General features: G+C 39.6%; 11 protein-coding genes. 5 read left to right on the forward strand and 6 right to left on the reverse strand.

What is annotated here, in order from left to right; translation table 11 throughout:
• The first annotated feature begins 1 nt into the window (after position 1).
• Positions 2-1927: an LTA synthase family protein gene (locus A9970_RS27480; RefSeq protein WP_182984406.1), complete on the forward strand. Its 1926-nt coding sequence runs from the start codon at positions 2-4 to the stop codon at positions 1925-1927.
• Positions 1928-1938: 11 nt separating this feature from the next.
• Here A9970_RS27480 and A9970_RS27485 read toward each other — a convergent pair whose 3' ends face one another.
• The 4 genes from A9970_RS27485 to A9970_RS27500 form a co-directional block, all read right to left on the reverse strand.
• Entirely contained in the window at positions 1939-3009 is a 1071-nt protein-coding gene (locus A9970_RS27485) for a hypothetical protein (RefSeq protein WP_182984407.1), read from the reverse strand.
• A 350-nt stretch (positions 3010-3359) separates the two neighbouring features.
• Complete coding sequence (gene odhB, locus A9970_RS27490; protein WP_070562935.1) at positions 3360-4601, reverse strand: 2-oxoglutarate dehydrogenase complex dihydrolipoyllysine-residue succinyltransferase; 1242 nt, start codon at positions 4599-4601, stop codon at positions 3360-3362.
• Positions 4602-4665: 64 nt separating this feature from the next.
• A complete protein-coding gene (locus A9970_RS27495) occupies positions 4666-7407 on the reverse strand; it encodes a 2-oxoglutarate dehydrogenase E1 component (protein WP_182984408.1) in 2742 nt (913 codons plus the stop codon).
• 181 nt (positions 7408-7588) lie between these two features.
• Complete coding sequence (locus A9970_RS27500) at positions 7589-8845, reverse strand: deoxyribodipyrimidine photo-lyase (protein WP_259655500.1); 1257 nt, start codon at positions 8843-8845, stop codon at positions 7589-7591.
• Positions 8846-9327: 482 nt separating this feature from the next.
• Here A9970_RS27500 and A9970_RS27505 point away from each other — a divergent pair, with 482 nt between their 5' ends.
• From A9970_RS27505 to A9970_RS27515, 3 genes are all read left to right on the forward strand, one after another.
• Positions 9328-10197 (forward strand): NAD(P)-dependent oxidoreductase, encoded by an 870-nt coding sequence (locus A9970_RS27505; RefSeq protein WP_182984410.1) that lies wholly within the window; start codon positions 9328-9330, stop codon positions 10195-10197.
• Between the two features lie 132 nt (positions 10198-10329).
• Positions 10330-12168, forward strand: a complete 1839-nt coding sequence (locus tag A9970_RS27510) for a UbiD family decarboxylase (protein WP_182984411.1) — start codon at positions 10330-10332, stop codon at positions 12166-12168.
• Between the two features lie 78 nt (positions 12169-12246).
• On the forward strand, positions 12247-12582 hold the full coding sequence (locus tag A9970_RS27515) for a HopJ type III effector protein (RefSeq protein WP_075994097.1): 336 nt from the start codon (positions 12247-12249) through the stop codon (positions 12580-12582).
• Between the two features lie 169 nt (positions 12583-12751).
• Here the strand turns inward: A9970_RS27515 and A9970_RS27520 are convergent, their stop codons facing one another.
• A complete protein-coding gene (locus A9970_RS27520; protein WP_159731185.1) occupies positions 12752-13213 on the reverse strand; it encodes a VOC family protein in 462 nt (153 codons plus the stop codon).
• Positions 13214-13390: 177 nt separating this feature from the next.
• Positions 13391-13966 carry a Crp/Fnr family transcriptional regulator gene (locus A9970_RS27525; RefSeq protein ID WP_075994096.1) on the reverse strand — a complete coding sequence of 192 codons (576 nt, stop codon included), beginning with the start codon at positions 13964-13966 and terminating at the stop codon, positions 13391-13393.
• Positions 13967-14201: 235 nt separating this feature from the next.
• Here A9970_RS27525 and asnB point away from each other — a divergent pair, with 235 nt between their 5' ends.
• Entirely contained in the window at positions 14202-15890 is a 1689-nt protein-coding gene (gene asnB / locus A9970_RS27530; RefSeq protein WP_153846806.1) for an asparagine synthase B, read from the forward strand.
• The last annotated feature ends 183 nt before the right edge of the window (positions 15891-16073 follow it).

Genomic DNA, 16073 nt, shown 5'->3' on the forward strand with positions numbered 1-16073 from the left:
TATGAAATTAAGAGGAGTATTTGCACCTTATTTTGCTGTCGCAATTCGTTTTATCTTTCTTTTGGTCATCTATGCGTTATTGCGATTGGGGTTTTATGGCGTCAATGCTTCCTTATTTCCTCATGTCGATGCAGGTAAGCTCTTGGTGATGTTTGCTGGTGGTGTACGATTCGACATTGTAGCCCTACTGTATTTTAATATTCTTTATATTGTGATGCTGACTGTTCCAGGTCCGTTTAAATCGAATAAAATCTATCAAAAAGTTGCAAAATGGATCTTTGTCGTGACCAATTCAATTGGTATAGCGTTAAATCTGATTGATTTTGCCTACTATCCATTTACCCTAAAAAGGACGACAGGAACAGTAATTGATCAATTTTCCAATGAATCCAACCTGATGAAGCTGGCTTTTGATTTCTGTTTGGATTATTGGTATCTCATCATACTGTTGGTACTGGTTGTGTATGGTTTGATTAAATCGTATAAACTTATTCAAATTGAAAGGACTACGAAATATAGCTGGAAGTCATTTTTGATCCAATTGCCTTTGTTTTTATTGACGGCCTTCCTTTTCATTGGTGGTGTGCGTGGCGGTTGGGCCCATAGTACCCGTCCCATTACATTGAGCAATGCGGGTGATTATGTGGAGACACCGGAAGAAATGAATATTGTGCTGAATACGCCATTCAGTATATTGAAAACTTTAAAGGCTGTCAATCTTAAACCCGTTCATTATTATTCCGAAACGGAGCTTGAACAGTTATACAATCCTATTCATGTGCCGCAATCAGACAAGCCCTTTGCGAAGAAAAATGTCGTTGTTCTGATTTTGGAGAGTTTTGCAAAAGAACATTTTGGTGAATTGAATAAAGATATCCAAGGTGGAAAATACAAAGGTTATACGCCTTTTTTGGATTCATTAATCCGCAATGCTTACACATTTACAGATACCTATGCCAATGGCCGTAAATCAATTGATGCTTTACCATCAGTCATTACGGGCATTCCTTCCATAGGTGAGCCTTTTGTGCTTTCGATATATTCTGGAAATGAAACCACAAGCTTAGCGAAGCTTTTAGGGAAAAAGGGATATGAGACCGCCTTTTTTCACGGAGCACCCAATGGCAGCATGGGCTTCTCCGCTTATATGAAACTGGCGGGTATCCAGCATTATTTTGGTAAAAACGAATATAACAATGACGCTGATTTTGATGGTATATGGGGAATCTGGGATGAACCATTTTTGCAATTTGTAGCAAAGAAGATCAATACGTTTCATCAGCCATTTTTCGCTAGTTTCTTCTCTTTATCTTCGCATCACCCATTTAAGGTACCTGAAAAGTATCAGGGGAAATTTCCTAAAGGACCTTTGCCCGTACAGGAACCCATTGGATATACCGATAATGCGCTACGCGAATTTTTTGCAACAGCATCGAAAATGCCCTGGTACAAGAATACTGTATTTGTTATCTGTGCAGACCATGCTACTGTAAGCTACCTGCCGGAATATCAAACGGCAGCAGGGGGCTTCCAGATCCCTATTATATTTTATGCACCCGGTGATAATCTAGTTGGCAAAGCGGATAAACTGGTACAGCAAATAGATATTATGCCTACTATTTTGAATTATCTGCACTATGATGAGCCTTATTTTGCATTTGGTTCAGATGCCTTCAAACCGGGTAAGGATAATTTTGTGCTTAATAATAACTCAGGAAGCTATAATCTCTACTATAAAGATTATATGATGTCTTATGATGGACTGAAAGTGACATCATTTTATGATCTTAAGAAGGACCGCTTGATGAAACAGGATCTGTTAAAACAACATCCAGCGGTATTGGATACGATGGAGACCAAGATGAAAGCATTTATCCAGCAGTATAACAACCGTATGATTGAAAACAAGCTGACCTATAAAAAATAACAGCCGGTTTTCTACCTGTTTAATCTAGCGCGAATGCTTCTATCGATAATAAACAAAACCAAATCGTAGACGAGGTAGATCAGGGGTAAGGTGAAGATGACCAAGAGGATAAAACCGCGGGACTTTTCATCAAAGACTCCATTGACAAGATAGTTGGCCACACTGGACCAAAACCAAATAAAAAAGTAGAAAGAGCTTGGAATGATTAGATTCCCAAGTAGGAGTGCATAGCGGTATTGGCCAGTTTTGTATTTTAGATAAATACAGCGGATATGCAGGTATAGCAGGCATATTGACCCGATCAGGGCGAGCAGCTCGGGATGTACCCAAAGAATTGCTTTTGCTAACAAGGAGGTTTTCAGGCCGACTTCGATATGAAAACTTTCTTTCCTTTCTACCTGATCAATTCTCCAGTGAACAATGGAATCTGTCTGTAATTTAGCGGTTCCCAGATCTTGTGTAAGTACATCCATCTTCCCGTCGAGGTGCAGAGACAGTTCAATCGGGCCAAAGGACGACCAGTATCTGGAAGGGAATAAGAGGTAGTCAATTTTGTATCTCGTCCGGATATCACGTCGGTCATAGCCCATATAAGCGCTGTATTGAACCTGAATACTGTTATCACCTTTGTGAAGCTTAGCGGTAAAATGAAATGCATCATTCAGCGAAATACGCTTCCATTCATCGCTGTCATAGCTGATTTCATAATAGCCATCCTTTAAACGTAAAAAGGGGAATTTTGAATCGGGTTGATCCATTTTTTTTCCTGCAATTTCGTTCTGATTGACGAGGATGCGATCCAATCCGTCCATATTTAAAGCGAGAAATACCAGTGGCAATTCGATAGCCTCTTCTGCATGGATGTTATAGACAATGCTGAAGTGACTGCGATAGTCCGAATTATAATCGGAAGTGTCTGCCAAAAGACGAATGTCAATACGCTCATTGGTGACTTTCAACTTTGCGGCAGGAACAAGCTGTCCTGTTATGCTATGGGGGCTCATTGGATTTGCCATGTTGGCAAACAATGTCATTACAGTGAGTAATAGATATACGGTTGTTAGTAGAATTTTATACTTCATTTGCTTGATATTGTCTGCTTAATATCAAGTTCCATATTTGTATGCCGACCTTTACATGATTGGGGCAGTTGTATATTAGGATATGCTTGATCTTTAACAAGATGAAAGTAAAAATTAAAAGGGAGAAATTAAAAAGGTGATTTATATTCGTCTATCTCCGATTCATATTCGTTAAGTATATTGTTTCATTCCGATGTAAATAAAACCTTCATGATTAGCAGGTACCAACAGCAATGAAAACGAACTGACGGTTCTTTCTGGCCTATAATAGGAGCCATTTTTAGAAAGAAAAAGACCCATGCCGCAAAGCATAGGTCTTTTTGTTTTTATTTTTCCAATTTTATTGAGGTTTAAACACCCAACAATAAACGAGCTGGATCTTCCAATAATTGTTTTACACGAACCAAGAAGCTTACTGATTCACGACCATCGATGATGCGGTGATCATAAGAAAGTGCAATATACATCATTGGACGGATCACCACTTGGCCATTTTCAGCAATAGGACGTTGGATGATGTTGTGCATACCCAGGATTGCAGATTGTGGAGCGTTGATGATTGGTGTAGACATCATTGATCCGAATACACCACCGTTGGTAATTGTAAATGTACCACCAGTCATCTCGTCAATCGTTAATTTGTTGTCACGCGCTTTAACGGCAAGTGCAGCGATTGCTTTTTCGATTTGTTCCAATGACATTGCATCAGCATTACGGATAATTGGAACAACTAAACCTTTAGGGGCAGAAACCGCGATTGAAATATCTGCGAAATCAGAATAGACAATCTCGTTATCTTCGATACGTGCATTCACAGCAGGCCATTCAGCTAATGCCGTGGTTACAGCTTTTGTAAAGAATGACATGAAGCCAAGACCGATTCCAAATTTCTCTTTAAAGGTATCTTTATATTTAGCACGAAGATCCATGATCGGCTGCATATTGACTTCATTGAATGTTGTCAACATAGCCGTTTCGTTTTTAACGGCAACTAAGCGTTTTGCGATCGTTTTACGTAATGAAGATAATTTCTCACGACGTTCGTTTCTAGAACCCGCTACCGGAGCAACTGTCGCAGCAGGAGCAGCGGCAGGTTTTGCTGCCGGTGCAGCAGCTTTAGCAACAGGTTGAGCTTTTTCGGCATCTTCTTTTGTGATGCGACCTTCTTTACCTGTTCCTTTTATTGTAGAAGGATCAATTCCTTTTTCTCTTAAGATTTTTGCAGCAGCAGGAGAAGCTGTACCAGCAGCATAGCTATCTGGATCTTCATCTTTTGCAGCGGCAGCCGCAACTGGAGCTGCGTTTGATGCTTCTGCAGCAGGGGCAGCAGCTGGAGCTGAACCACCGGCAGGAGCAGCGCCTTCTTCAATTGTACAAACAACAGCACCGATTTCTAAAGTATCACCTTCTTGTGCAATGATTCTTAAGATACCCGCTTTTTCAGCTGGTAATTCAAACGTTGCTTTGTCTGATTCCAGTTCGGCGATGTTTTCATCCATCTCCACATAATCGCCATCTTGTTTCAACCATTGTGATAAGGTTACCTCCGTGATTGATTCACCTACGGTTGGTACTTTAATTTCTAAGCTCATATATAATGTTCTTTATTGACAATTGCGTCCTATAGATTAAGACGCAATTGATTTTAAATTGTTTTTATTCGAATGATTTATTTAAGATCGCTGCTTGTTGTGCAACGTGTTGTTTCATGTAACCCGTAGCTGTACTACCACTTTCTTTACGGGCAACAAAACCTGTAAATGCAATCTCAGTACCCATTAGTTTACGGCAGTAGTAAGACCATGCTCCCATGTTCTCATTTTCTTCCTGAACCCAAACAAATTCTTTTGCCTTGTTGTATTTTTTACGGATTGCTTTCAATTGCTCTGTAGGAATTGGGAATAATTGCTCCAATCTCACGATAGCGATATCTTTGCGTTTGTCCGCTTCTTGTTTTTCTAATAAGTCGTAGTAAACTTTACCGGAACAGAACAACACGCGTTTAACATCTTTCGCCGCAACATTTGCATCATCGATTACCTCTTGGAAAGCAGTTTCTGTAAAATCTTTCAACGGTGATACCACTTTAGGGTGGCGCAACAATGATTTTGGCGTAAATACAACCAATGGTTTACGGAACTCACGTACCAGTTGACGACGCAACAAGTGGAAATAGTTAGCCGGAGTAGTACAGTTTGCTAAGATCATATTCTCATCCGCACATAACTCTAAGAATCTTTCGATACGTGCTGAAGAGTGTTCAGGACCCTGACCTTCCATACCATGAGGAAGCATCATAACTAAACCGTTAGAACGTTTCCATTTTGTCTCTGCACTCGATAAATATTGATCGACGATGATTTGAGCACCGTTGTAGAAATCTCCGAATTGAGCTTCCCAAATTGTCAACGAATTTGGATTAGAAGATGCATAACCATATTCAAATCCCAAAACAGCATATTCTGAAAGTAACGAATTGTAGATAGAGAATTTATCGCCACCTTTAATATTAGCTAAAGGAACATATTTCTCTTCCGAATCTTCAAGCGTCAATACCGCATGACGGTGTGAGAAAGTACCACGTTGTACATCTTGACCCGAGATACGTACACGGTTACCTTGATCCAATAATGTCGCGTAAGCCATCAATTCGCCCATTGCCCAATCGTATGAATCAGCAGTGATCATTTTGGCACGATCTTCAAACAAACGTGTAATCTTACGGAAGAATTTTTTGTCGGAAGGTAAGGTTGTGATTTCTTTCGCTAATTTTAAGAATAGATCTTTTGCAACTTTCGTTTTATCCGAAGTTGTTAATACTTCACCTTTTTTAGCGGGACGCAATCCTTCCCATGCTCCTTTAAACATCGGAATCTCTTCAGTCAATACCTCAACTGTTTTAGATTCCTCAAATTTAGTTTGCAATTCAGCTTTAAATTCCTTCTCGATATTTTTAGAATACGCCTCGTCAATACTTCCTTCAGTAATTAATTTTTTAGCATAAACTTCTTTCGGGTTCGGATGTTTCTCGATGATTTTATACAACAATGGTTGCGTGAATTTTGGTTCATCTGCCTCATTGTGTCCAAATCTTCTATAACATAACAGATCGATAAATACGTCTGTTTTATATTTTTGACGGTATTCAACAGCTAAATTAATCGCATAAACTACCGCTTCAGCGTCATCACCGTTCACATGGAACACGGGTGAAGAAGTGATTTTTGCAACGTCTGTACAGTATGTTCCAGAACGTGCATCCTTGTAGTTTGTTGTAAATCCAATCTGGTTGTTGATGACAATATGCACTGTACCGCCAGTTTTATAACCATCGAGTTTGGACATTTGGGTTACTTCGTAGACTACACCTTGTCCAGCAATTGCCGCATCACCATGAATGATGATCGGTGCAATTTTAGAAGAGTCACCTTCGTATTTGAAATCGATCTTAGAACGAACCATACCTTCAACGATTGGATCTACAGTTTCCAAATGCGAAGGGTTCGGTGCCAAACTTAAGTGGACAGATTTGCCATCGTTTGTTTTAACCTCAGATGAAAAGCCCAAGTGGTATTTTACGTCACCACCAAAGTTTACTTCAGGATCATCGGCATAAGTCTTACCTTCAAATTCAGAGAATACTGATTTGTAAGATTTACCCATGATATTAGTCAATACATTCAGACGGCCACGGTGAGCCATACCGATAACAAATTCCTGGATACCGATTTCTGCACCTTTTTCAATCACAGAATCTAATGCTGGAATTAAACTTTCCGCACCTTCCAATGAGAAACGTTTTTGACCTAAAAATTTAGTACCTAAAAAGTTTTCGAATACAACGGCGTGGTTTAATTTGTTTAAAATTCTCTTTTTTGTGTCCAAAGAGAATTTTGGCATGTTACGGTCCGCTTCCATACGGTCCTGTAACCATTTAATTTTTTCTGGGTTACGGATATATTTGAATTCTGCACCAATAGAACGGCAGTAAGTATCCTCCACCAATTGACGGATGTCTTTTAATGTCGCTGGACCTAAACCGACTTCAACACCTGCATTAAAAACGGTGTTCATGTCTGCTTCAGCAAGACCAAACGTTTCTAATTCCTTGCCAGGATAGTATTTACGTCTCTCACGAACGGGGTTAGTGTGTGTGAATAGGTGGCCACGGTCACGGTAGCCATTGATCATGTTCAGCACATTGATTTCTTTCAATACGTGCTCAGGAGTAGCTTCACCTACTGAACTTGTTGTTCCACCAGCATTTTGACCGAAATCAAAACCTTCAAAGAATTTTTGCCATCCGAAATCTACCGATTGGGGATCTTGCTTGTACGATTGATATAAGCCATCGACATAAGCCGAATCAGCATTACTCAAATATGTCAGATTGTCCATTTACAATTAAAACTATGAAATTTGTCAAAGTTATGAATAAAAAAAGAGTTTCTAATACTGAAATTGAATAATTTAATCAATAAATCTATCCAATTCTTAACATTTTTAGCATGATTTAAAAAGGGCTTCTAGCGTACTACAAATTTATTTTCTATTGGAATTATTTATTTCTGCCGAAGATTTATTTAACCAGTATTTCCTCCAGTTTTGGAAGTCCATTTGGGAAATGAGTTTTGATCAATTTTTGCCAATCCAGTGCTTTATTGTCTTTTTCACTTGTCCCAACTCCGGCAATATGAGACCACTGTCCGTAAACAGTTGCTGGAGAATAATCTAATAGATGCTCTTCATACCAGGAGGCGCCACGAAGCCAGTGTACCTGATACTCATGAACTAAATAGCTGGCTGCGATTAAGCGTGCCTGATAAGGGATATAGCCGGTCTTCTGTAACTGGACCATCACACTGTTTATAAAATCGTGTTCTGTATGGCCCGATTTCCATTTTTCAAATAATTCTTCATTCCCCTCTAAGTTCGGATGATTCTGATGGGAGCTGTTTTTAGTGCCCTGTGGCTTAAAAAATATATTTGGATATTTTTTAAGCATAAACCTAAAATAATCGCGCCAGAGAAGAATGTCGACAATCTTTTCAAATCGTTTGTCCTTCTTACCTTCACCAAGTTTTTTGATATTGTTATAGAGTAAAATAGGTGACAAGGCACCTGAAGCTATAAAAGGCCCTAGAATCAAGGGGTCCTGGTCCGTTTCCGGATAGGTTGACAATATCGCATGCATAATACTAAGCGCCGTGTCTTCGCCACCGAGAATATAGATGTCATCAACAGATTTGATCTCCTCCTCTGAATAGCCTAAATCTTTTAATGACGGAATTTTGGTGTCCTCGAGATGGGGAGGGGTAAGGAAATTGGTCGGAAATGGGATTGGTTGTCGAACTAGACTTTCCCGCTCAACTTTTTTCTTGAAAATAGAAAAACCATTGGGTATATCTTTAATAGGGAAAGGAAGGTCTTCCTTGTGGTAAAGGGTATGGCCAATGAAATGACGCAAATTTATTTTACTGCTCCAAAGCTCACTTTCTACTTTTTCCGATATAGAAGTTTCCCGAAGTGCCACTTCGCGGTGATGATAAACTTCGTTGACTTGGTATTTTTGTGCTATTCTTGGAATAATATCTTCAGGCTTGCCAATATAAGTCAATAAATCGCTACCATGGCTCTTTAATTTTTCTTTTAAAGCGGTCACGGCTTCGATGACAAAAGCCGCCCGTAAAACACCGGTATTTAAGGTGCCAAATTGATTGCGGTCGAAATATCGGGGATCAAAACAGTATACCGGGATGATAAATGAACTTTTTTCAGAAGCTTGATAAAATACTTCATTGTCATGAAGTCTTAAATCATTTCTAAACCAGATCATTGTAGCCCTTTTGTCCATAGAGGTGAAGATAAATACTTTTTAGTGCAGCCTATTTTCAGAAGATTTACAAATATATAAGGATATTGTGTTCTTGAAAGTATTTATGCGCGAATTGACAAAAAAAGGACAATGACGGTACTTGTTTGGATGGTTTACTCCATTTTGGTTAGGAAAAAATAAAAATAGTGTTAAACTTATTTGATGTTTCTCTGTTCTAAAATCAAAGAATTATGATATTTGTAGGTCATTGCCGTTGCTCTTGAGACGATCGGAGTAACATATTAAAAGCGTAAGAAAAACATGGAAAAGATAGCTGCATCACCAATGAAACCATCCTAGGGATTTTGTTCGTTTAAGAGATTGAAAGGGTAATACATAAATACAGCGTACTAGGAAGAAACGATCCTATTTAATGGCTCACGATTGTGAGAACGAATCATTAAATCGTGGTGGTTTCATTGCCATAAAAATAGAGAATTCGAATGAAAAAGGTTTTAATCAGCGGGCTAAATACCTATTTGGGACGACGGGCATCCTGTTATTTGCAATCCAGCGATTTTGATGTGACGGGATTAGTGCGCAACTTATCCCTTTTTAATAAAATAGTGAAGGAAAAGGTGACGGCAAAGCTTTTTGAATTGGATCTGCTGCGGAAAGGGGAAGCTTTCGAGCGTTTTCAAATTAGTGATCTCAATTTTGGGATTTATTTTACGCAGGTGCCTTCACTTGATAATGATATACAGCTTCAGCTTGAATTGCTTGGTCTGCGCAATTTCGTGGAAATTTGTAAACGTGCCGGAAATAATCGTGTCATTTATGTCGCAAGGCTAATGGATGAACATTTCTTGGAGCCTGTACGTGACCTGCTGGAGAACTTACGTGTCCAATATACCATTGTGATTAAAAGTAGCGTGATCGGGAAAGAGAGTGTTTTAAACCGGATATTTGCGAAACTTGCCAAACGGCAGACCATATTTTATTGGAACTGGGTGGCTTCACTGAAGTTTCGGCCGCTGCCTTTGCTCGATGTATACCGCTGGCTACGGGAAATGCCTTGGGAAAATAATTTTATATCAGAAGTTATTTACCTCGGCGGCAATGAAGAAATGACATTTAGGGGCTTATTTTACCATTTCCTCAAGTGCACTTCCGAGAGTCAAAAGAGAGAAATAAGCGTCAATAAATTCTTTGCTAAACTCTTGCTGACAAGGTTGAATGATATCAATAAAGAAGATATCGACGAATTTAGAAGAGTACTTTATTATGAGAAAAATGTAGATAATTCAACTTGGCAGCGGGTACAGGCATTTGAATTTACTCCTTTGAAATCCTATGTCTGCATGGATACCTAGGTAATGGTTGAGGTTGTTATACCGATGGTAGGAGAGGCAGATCGAAGATCGCTAAAGGTTTTTTCTTTATATCCTGTTTAATAAATTATTCTGTTAAATTTGTGGATTAACGTGTTGAAGCAGATTTAATATATGGGATACAATAGTTTAGAAGCATGTGTTGCGGATCTTGAAAAACATGGCCATTTAATCCGGATCAAAGAAGAGGTCGATCCGTATCTGGAGATGGCTGCAATTCATATGCGGGTATTTGATGTTGAAGGACCGGCATTGTATTTTGAAAATATCAAAGGTTCGGAGTTTCCCGCTGTGTCTAATTTATTTGGAACGCTGGATCGTTCGAAGTTTATGTTTCGGGATTCGTTGGATCACCTGAAAAAATTGGTGGATGTTAAGATGAATCCTGCCGCAGTGCTGAAAAATCCCTTTCAATATATTGGTTCATCGATGACCGCCCTAGGAGCTTTACCCTGGAAAAAGAAGTCGGGGGCTCCCATACTTCACGGAAAAACATCAATTAGTAAACTTCCGCAGATTGTCAACTGGCCAATGGACGGAGGCGCTTTTGTGACGATGCCGCAGGTGTATACCGAAGATGTTGCCAAACCTGGTATTATGCAGGCCAATTTGGGGATGTACCGGATTCAGCTTTCCGGGAATGATTATCTGCCCGATCAGGAGATTGGTTTACATTATCAATTGCATCGTGGTATCGGGATTCATCAAACTAAGGCAAATGCGCTCGGTAAACCTCTAAAGGTGAGTATTTTTGTCGGCGGACCTCCAGCCCATCCCTTGTCTGCAGTAATGCCGCTGCCGGAAGGACTCTCTGAGATGATCTTTGCCGGGGCATTGGGAAATAGAAGATTTCGCTATTTTTATGATAATGAAGGCTTTTGTATCTCTGCGGATGCGGACTTTGTTATTACAGGTACCGTTTATCCCAACGAAAATAAACCAGAAGGTCCTTTTGGGGACCATATCGGCTATTATAGCTTAACTCATCCGTTTCCTTTGATGAAGGTGCATAATGTGTACCACAAGAAAAATCCAATTTGGTCTTTTACAGTTGTGGGACGACCGCCGCAGGAAGATACTAGCTTTGGTGCTTTAATCCATGAAATTACGGGTGCGGCTATTCCAAAGGAGATTTCAGGTCTCCATGCAGTTAATGCTGTTGATGCCGCTGGTGTACATCCCTTGCTTTTTGCAATAGGGTCTGAACGATATACGCCTTATCAGCGTGTCGATCGACCGCAGGAAATTTTAACAATAGCCAATCAGATACTGGGTAAAAATCAGCTCAGCCTTGCTAAATATTTGTTTATTTCAGCACATGAAGATAATCCGCAATTGGATATTTATGATATTCCGGCTTTTTTGGGGCATATCCTTGAACGCATAGACCTTACTCGAGATGTTCATTTTCAGACCAATACGACTATTGATACCTTAGATTATTCTGGAGATGGATTAAATGCCGGTTCAAAGGTGGTTTTTGCTGCCGCTGGTACAAAGAAAAGAACATTGGGCCGTGAATTGCCAGCCAATTTTGAGCTGCCACGACCTTTCAATCAGGCAAAATTTGTCATACCTGGTGTTATTGCGATAGATGGACAGGCATTCTCCACATACGAGCATGAATCGGAAATTATGGCGGAATGGTGCCGCGCTGCCGCTGCAAGCTCCTGGGAAGGTTTTCCATTGATCGTTTTATGCGATGACGCCAATTTTACCGCTGCTACTGTCAATAACTTTGTTTGGACAACGTTTACCCGGAGTAACCCTGCGTATGATATTTATGGAATAAATAGTTTTACAGCATTTAAACATTGGGGTTGTGAAGGTCCTCTGATTATTGATGCGCGAACAAAACCCCACCATGCCCCGGCTTTGATTAAAGATGAAGCGGTGGAAAGACGTGTGGATCAGCTTGCTGCAAAGGGAGGTTCGCTGCATGGAGTTATTTAAGAGCGCTTAATGCCTGTTCATTCAGGTTTATGGTTGAGAAATTAAATTAGAATAGATTTTAAAAGGTATAACATCAAGATGAATACAGCAGAATTATTGATTAAATCAAAAGGAAGCGAATTACAGTTTCAGGAAGTATTGGCTCATATTGCCGATCATTACAGCTATAGTCCCAGTGCATTTCAGAATGGGACGTTGAAAAATTCGAAAGAAGAAAATCAAGGCAGTGCAAAAGTTTTCTATTTTGCACAGTTGAATGGTCTTTCGCAGGAGGATACTTTGCGTCTTTTTGCCGAGCATTATCAGAATGTACTCGATAATCCTGAGGGAGAGGGACATCAGAACATTCGTCAATTTAGGACAAATGGCTGGGATGGGATCCTGTTTGAGCAAGAGGTATTGGTAAAGAAATAATACGTTCAGCTTTAGGGGGAGCTTACGGTGGAATAGGGATGCACTTGCTGTAGCGACAGTTTCGATTGAGATCGCATAAAATAGGCAGAAGTCATCGAAAATAGAAAGGGCGGTAAACTGTTGTTACCGCCTTTTTTTTGCCAAATACATTACGGACTGTTTCGCTGGCTTAAGGCTTACTTTCGCAATCTTCTTCTTTATTTCCGCCAAAATAAACCATCCAGCAAATGCCAAATTGATCTTGAAAAGCGCTGTATAGTTCAGCAAAGAATGTTTCGCCGAGGGGCATTTCAACAGCCTTTGCATTGGTACTCAGTGCATCGTATAATGTTTTTGCCTCTGTGGTGCTTTCACACATCAGCATGACGTAGCTGTTGTTTCCTTGAATGTATTGTTGACCAAAAGCAGGAATGACATCAGCACCCATTAACATGCTGTCTCCATTGATCGAAATTGCTGTATGGCAGATTTTGTTTTTTGCTTCGTCTGGAACAGGTGGCATTTGTGGATCAGCGGGGATATCTCCGTAACGCATGTAGCCGGGATTTTTTGTGTTGAAGACTTTTTCATAAAAATTGAATGCTTCTTCACAGTTTCCGTTGAAATTTAGGTAAGCGTGTAATTTTGCCATGATTTCTAATTTTTGAATATAATGATTACTTCTTTTAGTTCTTTTTCTCATTGTATTATTCCCATGGGACTACAATAAATAGCGTGGGAGTACATTCATAAAATTAAACTGAAGTTTTCTTAAAAATCTTGCCTTAAGGCAAGATTTAAAAATTAGTACTTTATTCATTAAAAAGGATTAATTTCCGTGGACAATTTCTTTTCGAATACGGCTTAGGGAAGTGTCGGTGATACCCAGATAAGATGCGATATGCTTTAAGGGGGCTTGCTGTATCAATATTGGTTTTTCCTTAATCAGGCGTAGATAACGGGCAGTAGCAGGTTCTGTAATCATGGCAATAGCTCTATTTTTGCTGTGAACAAGTTCTTTAGCCATCCAGGAACGCCCCCATTCCCTAAATTCAGGAATCTGATGAAAGAGTTCCTGAAAATCTTCAAATTTTATTTTCCAGAGACGGGTTTCCATGAGCGCCTGAATATTTTCCACCGTTGGATTTCGTTGAAAAAAAGAAGCCACTTCAATGACAACATCATTGTCACTGCAGAAGCCGATGGTAACTTCATTGCCTTCATAATCATGTAAAAAAGAGCGTGTAAGTCCGTACTCAATCAAGTAGTATGCATTTGAAACCTGTCCTTTGGTCAATATAAAATCGCCCTTTTTGACGGTTATGGCTTCGTGTTTCTCCGTGATGGCCGTTAATTCCTGTGGTGTGAGCGCAAGCTCACTATAGAAGGTTCTAATTAGATCCATGTCCTGGTTATTTGATTACGACGTTAATTTAACGATAAATCCGCAGATCAATTGTTAATCTATTGTGTGATTATTGTAAACAAATAAGTGTTTCGTTGATAATTTCGCTTGTTTTGAAAGTTATTTTTAATAAAAACACAATAAAAATTAAAAAATATTATGAATTTAATTTTTAATTGTTTTACTTTGTGTCAATAACATAATGTAAAAACGAAATATTTAAAATTTTCATAATATGTGTGGAATTATTGGCGCTTTTGAATTAAAGCAACCTGCAAGCTCATTGAGATCTCAAGTATTAGAAATGTCAAAACGTATTCGTCACCGTGGTCCCGATTGGTCGGGTATATTCACTGGAGAGAAAGCTTTGTTGGCACACGAGAGATTAGCTATCGTTGATCCCAAATCGGGAAGTCAACCTTTGTACAGTCCGGATGGTAAAGTTGTACTAGCAGTTAATGGCGAGATCTATAACCACCATGAATTAAGAAATAGCCTTCCTGATTATGAGTTTTCTACACAAAGTGACTCTGAAGTTGTTTTGGCTTTATATTTAGCAAAAGGTCCCTCATTTGTGGACGAATTAAATGGTATTTTTGGATTTGCACTATATGATTCGCGTGATGATTCCTTTTTTGTCGCACGTGACCATATGGGCATTATCCCCTTATATTATGGTGAAGATGAACAGGGACAGTTGTTTGTTGCATCTGAATTAAAATCACTGGAAGGTTTTTGTACGACGATTGAACAATTTCCTCCAGGACATTACTTGTATAGCAAAGCTGGGAAAGCTCCGCAGCGCTGGTACCAACGTGATTGGGAAAGTTACGATGTCGTAAAAGACAACGAGACCGATATCGCTGTTTTGCGCAAAGCTTTGGAAGATGCGGTACATCGTCAATTGATGTCAGATGTACCTTACGGTGTACTGCTGTCTGGTGGATTGGATTCATCCGTTATTGCAGCGGTAACGAAGAAGTTTGCATCGAAACGTATTGAAAGTGACGATAAAGAAGATGCTTGGTATCCTCAATTACATTCATTTGCGGTGGGACTGAAGGGTGCACCGGATCTAATTGCAGCACAAAAAGCTGCAGATCATATCGGAACGATACACCACGAGATCAACTTTACAATCCAAGAAGGATTGGATGCTATTCGTGATGTGATCTATCACCTGGAAACTTATGACGTCACAACGGTACGTGCTTCTACACCAATGTACTTATTAGCTCGTGTAATCAAATCAATGGGCATCAAAATGGTGTTGTCGGGTGAAGGTTCAGACGAGCTTTTTGGCGGGTATCTTTATTTTCATAAAGCACCTAATGCACAGGAATTTCATGAGGAAACTGTACGCAAGCTGAAAAAGCTTTATCTATACGATTGTCTGCGGGCCAATAAGTCACTTGCAGCTTGGGGAGTAGAAGGACGTGTGCCTTTCTTGGATAAAGAATTTATGGATATTGCCATGCGTATCAATCCTTCCGATAAAATGATTCGCGAAGGAAGAATGGAGAAATGGGTTGTACGTAAGGCATTTGAAGACTACTTGCCGGAGAGCATCGCATGGCGCCAGAAAGAGCAATTTTCTGATGGTGTAGGCTATAGCTGGATCGATACCTTGAAAGAGCAGGCTGAAAATAAAGTTTCTGATCAGGAATTTGCAGAGGCTTCAACGCGCTTCCCGATAAACACACCGAAAAATAAGGAGGAGTTTTTATATCGGACAATTTTCGAGTCCCATTTTCCTTCAACAGCGGCGGCACAAACTGTTCCTTCGGTAAAATCTGTCGCATGCAGTACGCCAGAGGCCTTGGCATGGGATGCTTCTTTCCAGAATCTGAATGATCCATCTGGAAGAGCTGTGGCCTCAGTCCACCAAGAGAGCTACGAAAAATCCAAAGTGGAAGCAGTGTAACTAATCAACCCTCATATCTATATTTAGTAAAGCCTGGAAAGACTCTTTTCAGGCTTTTTTATGTTCTCTTTTTAACTAAATAAGGACATATTATTTAATTGATTAAAAATGAATGTATTTTTTTAAATATTCTTTAGTAATTTTCGGAAAAACCAATCACAGGAAACTTTGGGTTTCTGAATT

It is taken from the genome of Sphingobacterium sp. UME9 (assembly GCF_014170215.1).
GTDB lineage: Bacteria > Bacteroidota > Bacteroidia > Sphingobacteriales > Sphingobacteriaceae > Sphingobacterium > Sphingobacterium paramultivorum.

What these genes read in the sequence shown, in the direction of transcription:
- asnB (WP_153846806.1), top strand. Translation starts at nt 14,202, where the DNA reads ATGTGTGGAATTATTGGCGCTTTTGAATTAAAGCAACCTGCAAGCTCA.
- A9970_RS27525 (WP_075994096.1), bottom strand. Translation starts at nt 13,966, where the DNA reads ATGGATCTAATTAGAACCTTCTATAGTGAGCTTGCGCTCACACCACAG.
- odhB (WP_070562935.1), bottom strand. Translation starts at nt 4,601, where the DNA reads ATGAGCTTAGAAATTAAAGTACCAACCGTAGGTGAATCAATCACGGAG.
- A9970_RS27520 (WP_159731185.1), bottom strand. Translation starts at nt 13,213, where the DNA reads ATGGCAAAATTACACGCTTACCTAAATTTCAACGGAAACTGTGAAGAA.
- A9970_RS27510 (WP_182984411.1), top strand. Translation starts at nt 10,330, where the DNA reads ATGGGATACAATAGTTTAGAAGCATGTGTTGCGGATCTTGAAAAACAT.
- A9970_RS27485 (WP_182984407.1), bottom strand. Translation starts at nt 3,009, where the DNA reads ATGAAGTATAAAATTCTACTAACAACCGTATATCTATTACTCACTGTA.
- A9970_RS27480 (WP_182984406.1), top strand. Translation starts at nt 2, where the DNA reads ATGAAATTAAGAGGAGTATTTGCACCTTATTTTGCTGTCGCAATTCGT.
- A9970_RS27495 (WP_182984408.1), bottom strand. Translation starts at nt 7,407, where the DNA reads ATGGACAATCTGACATATTTGAGTAATGCTGATTCGGCTTATGTCGAT.
- A9970_RS27505 (WP_182984410.1), top strand. Translation starts at nt 9,328, where the DNA reads ATGAAAAAGGTTTTAATCAGCGGGCTAAATACCTATTTGGGACGACGG.
- A9970_RS27500 (WP_259655500.1), bottom strand. Translation starts at nt 8,845, where the DNA reads ATGATCTGGTTTAGAAATGATTTAAGACTTCATGACAATGAAGTATTT.
- A9970_RS27515 (WP_075994097.1), top strand. Translation starts at nt 12,247, where the DNA reads ATGAATACAGCAGAATTATTGATTAAATCAAAAGGAAGCGAATTACAG.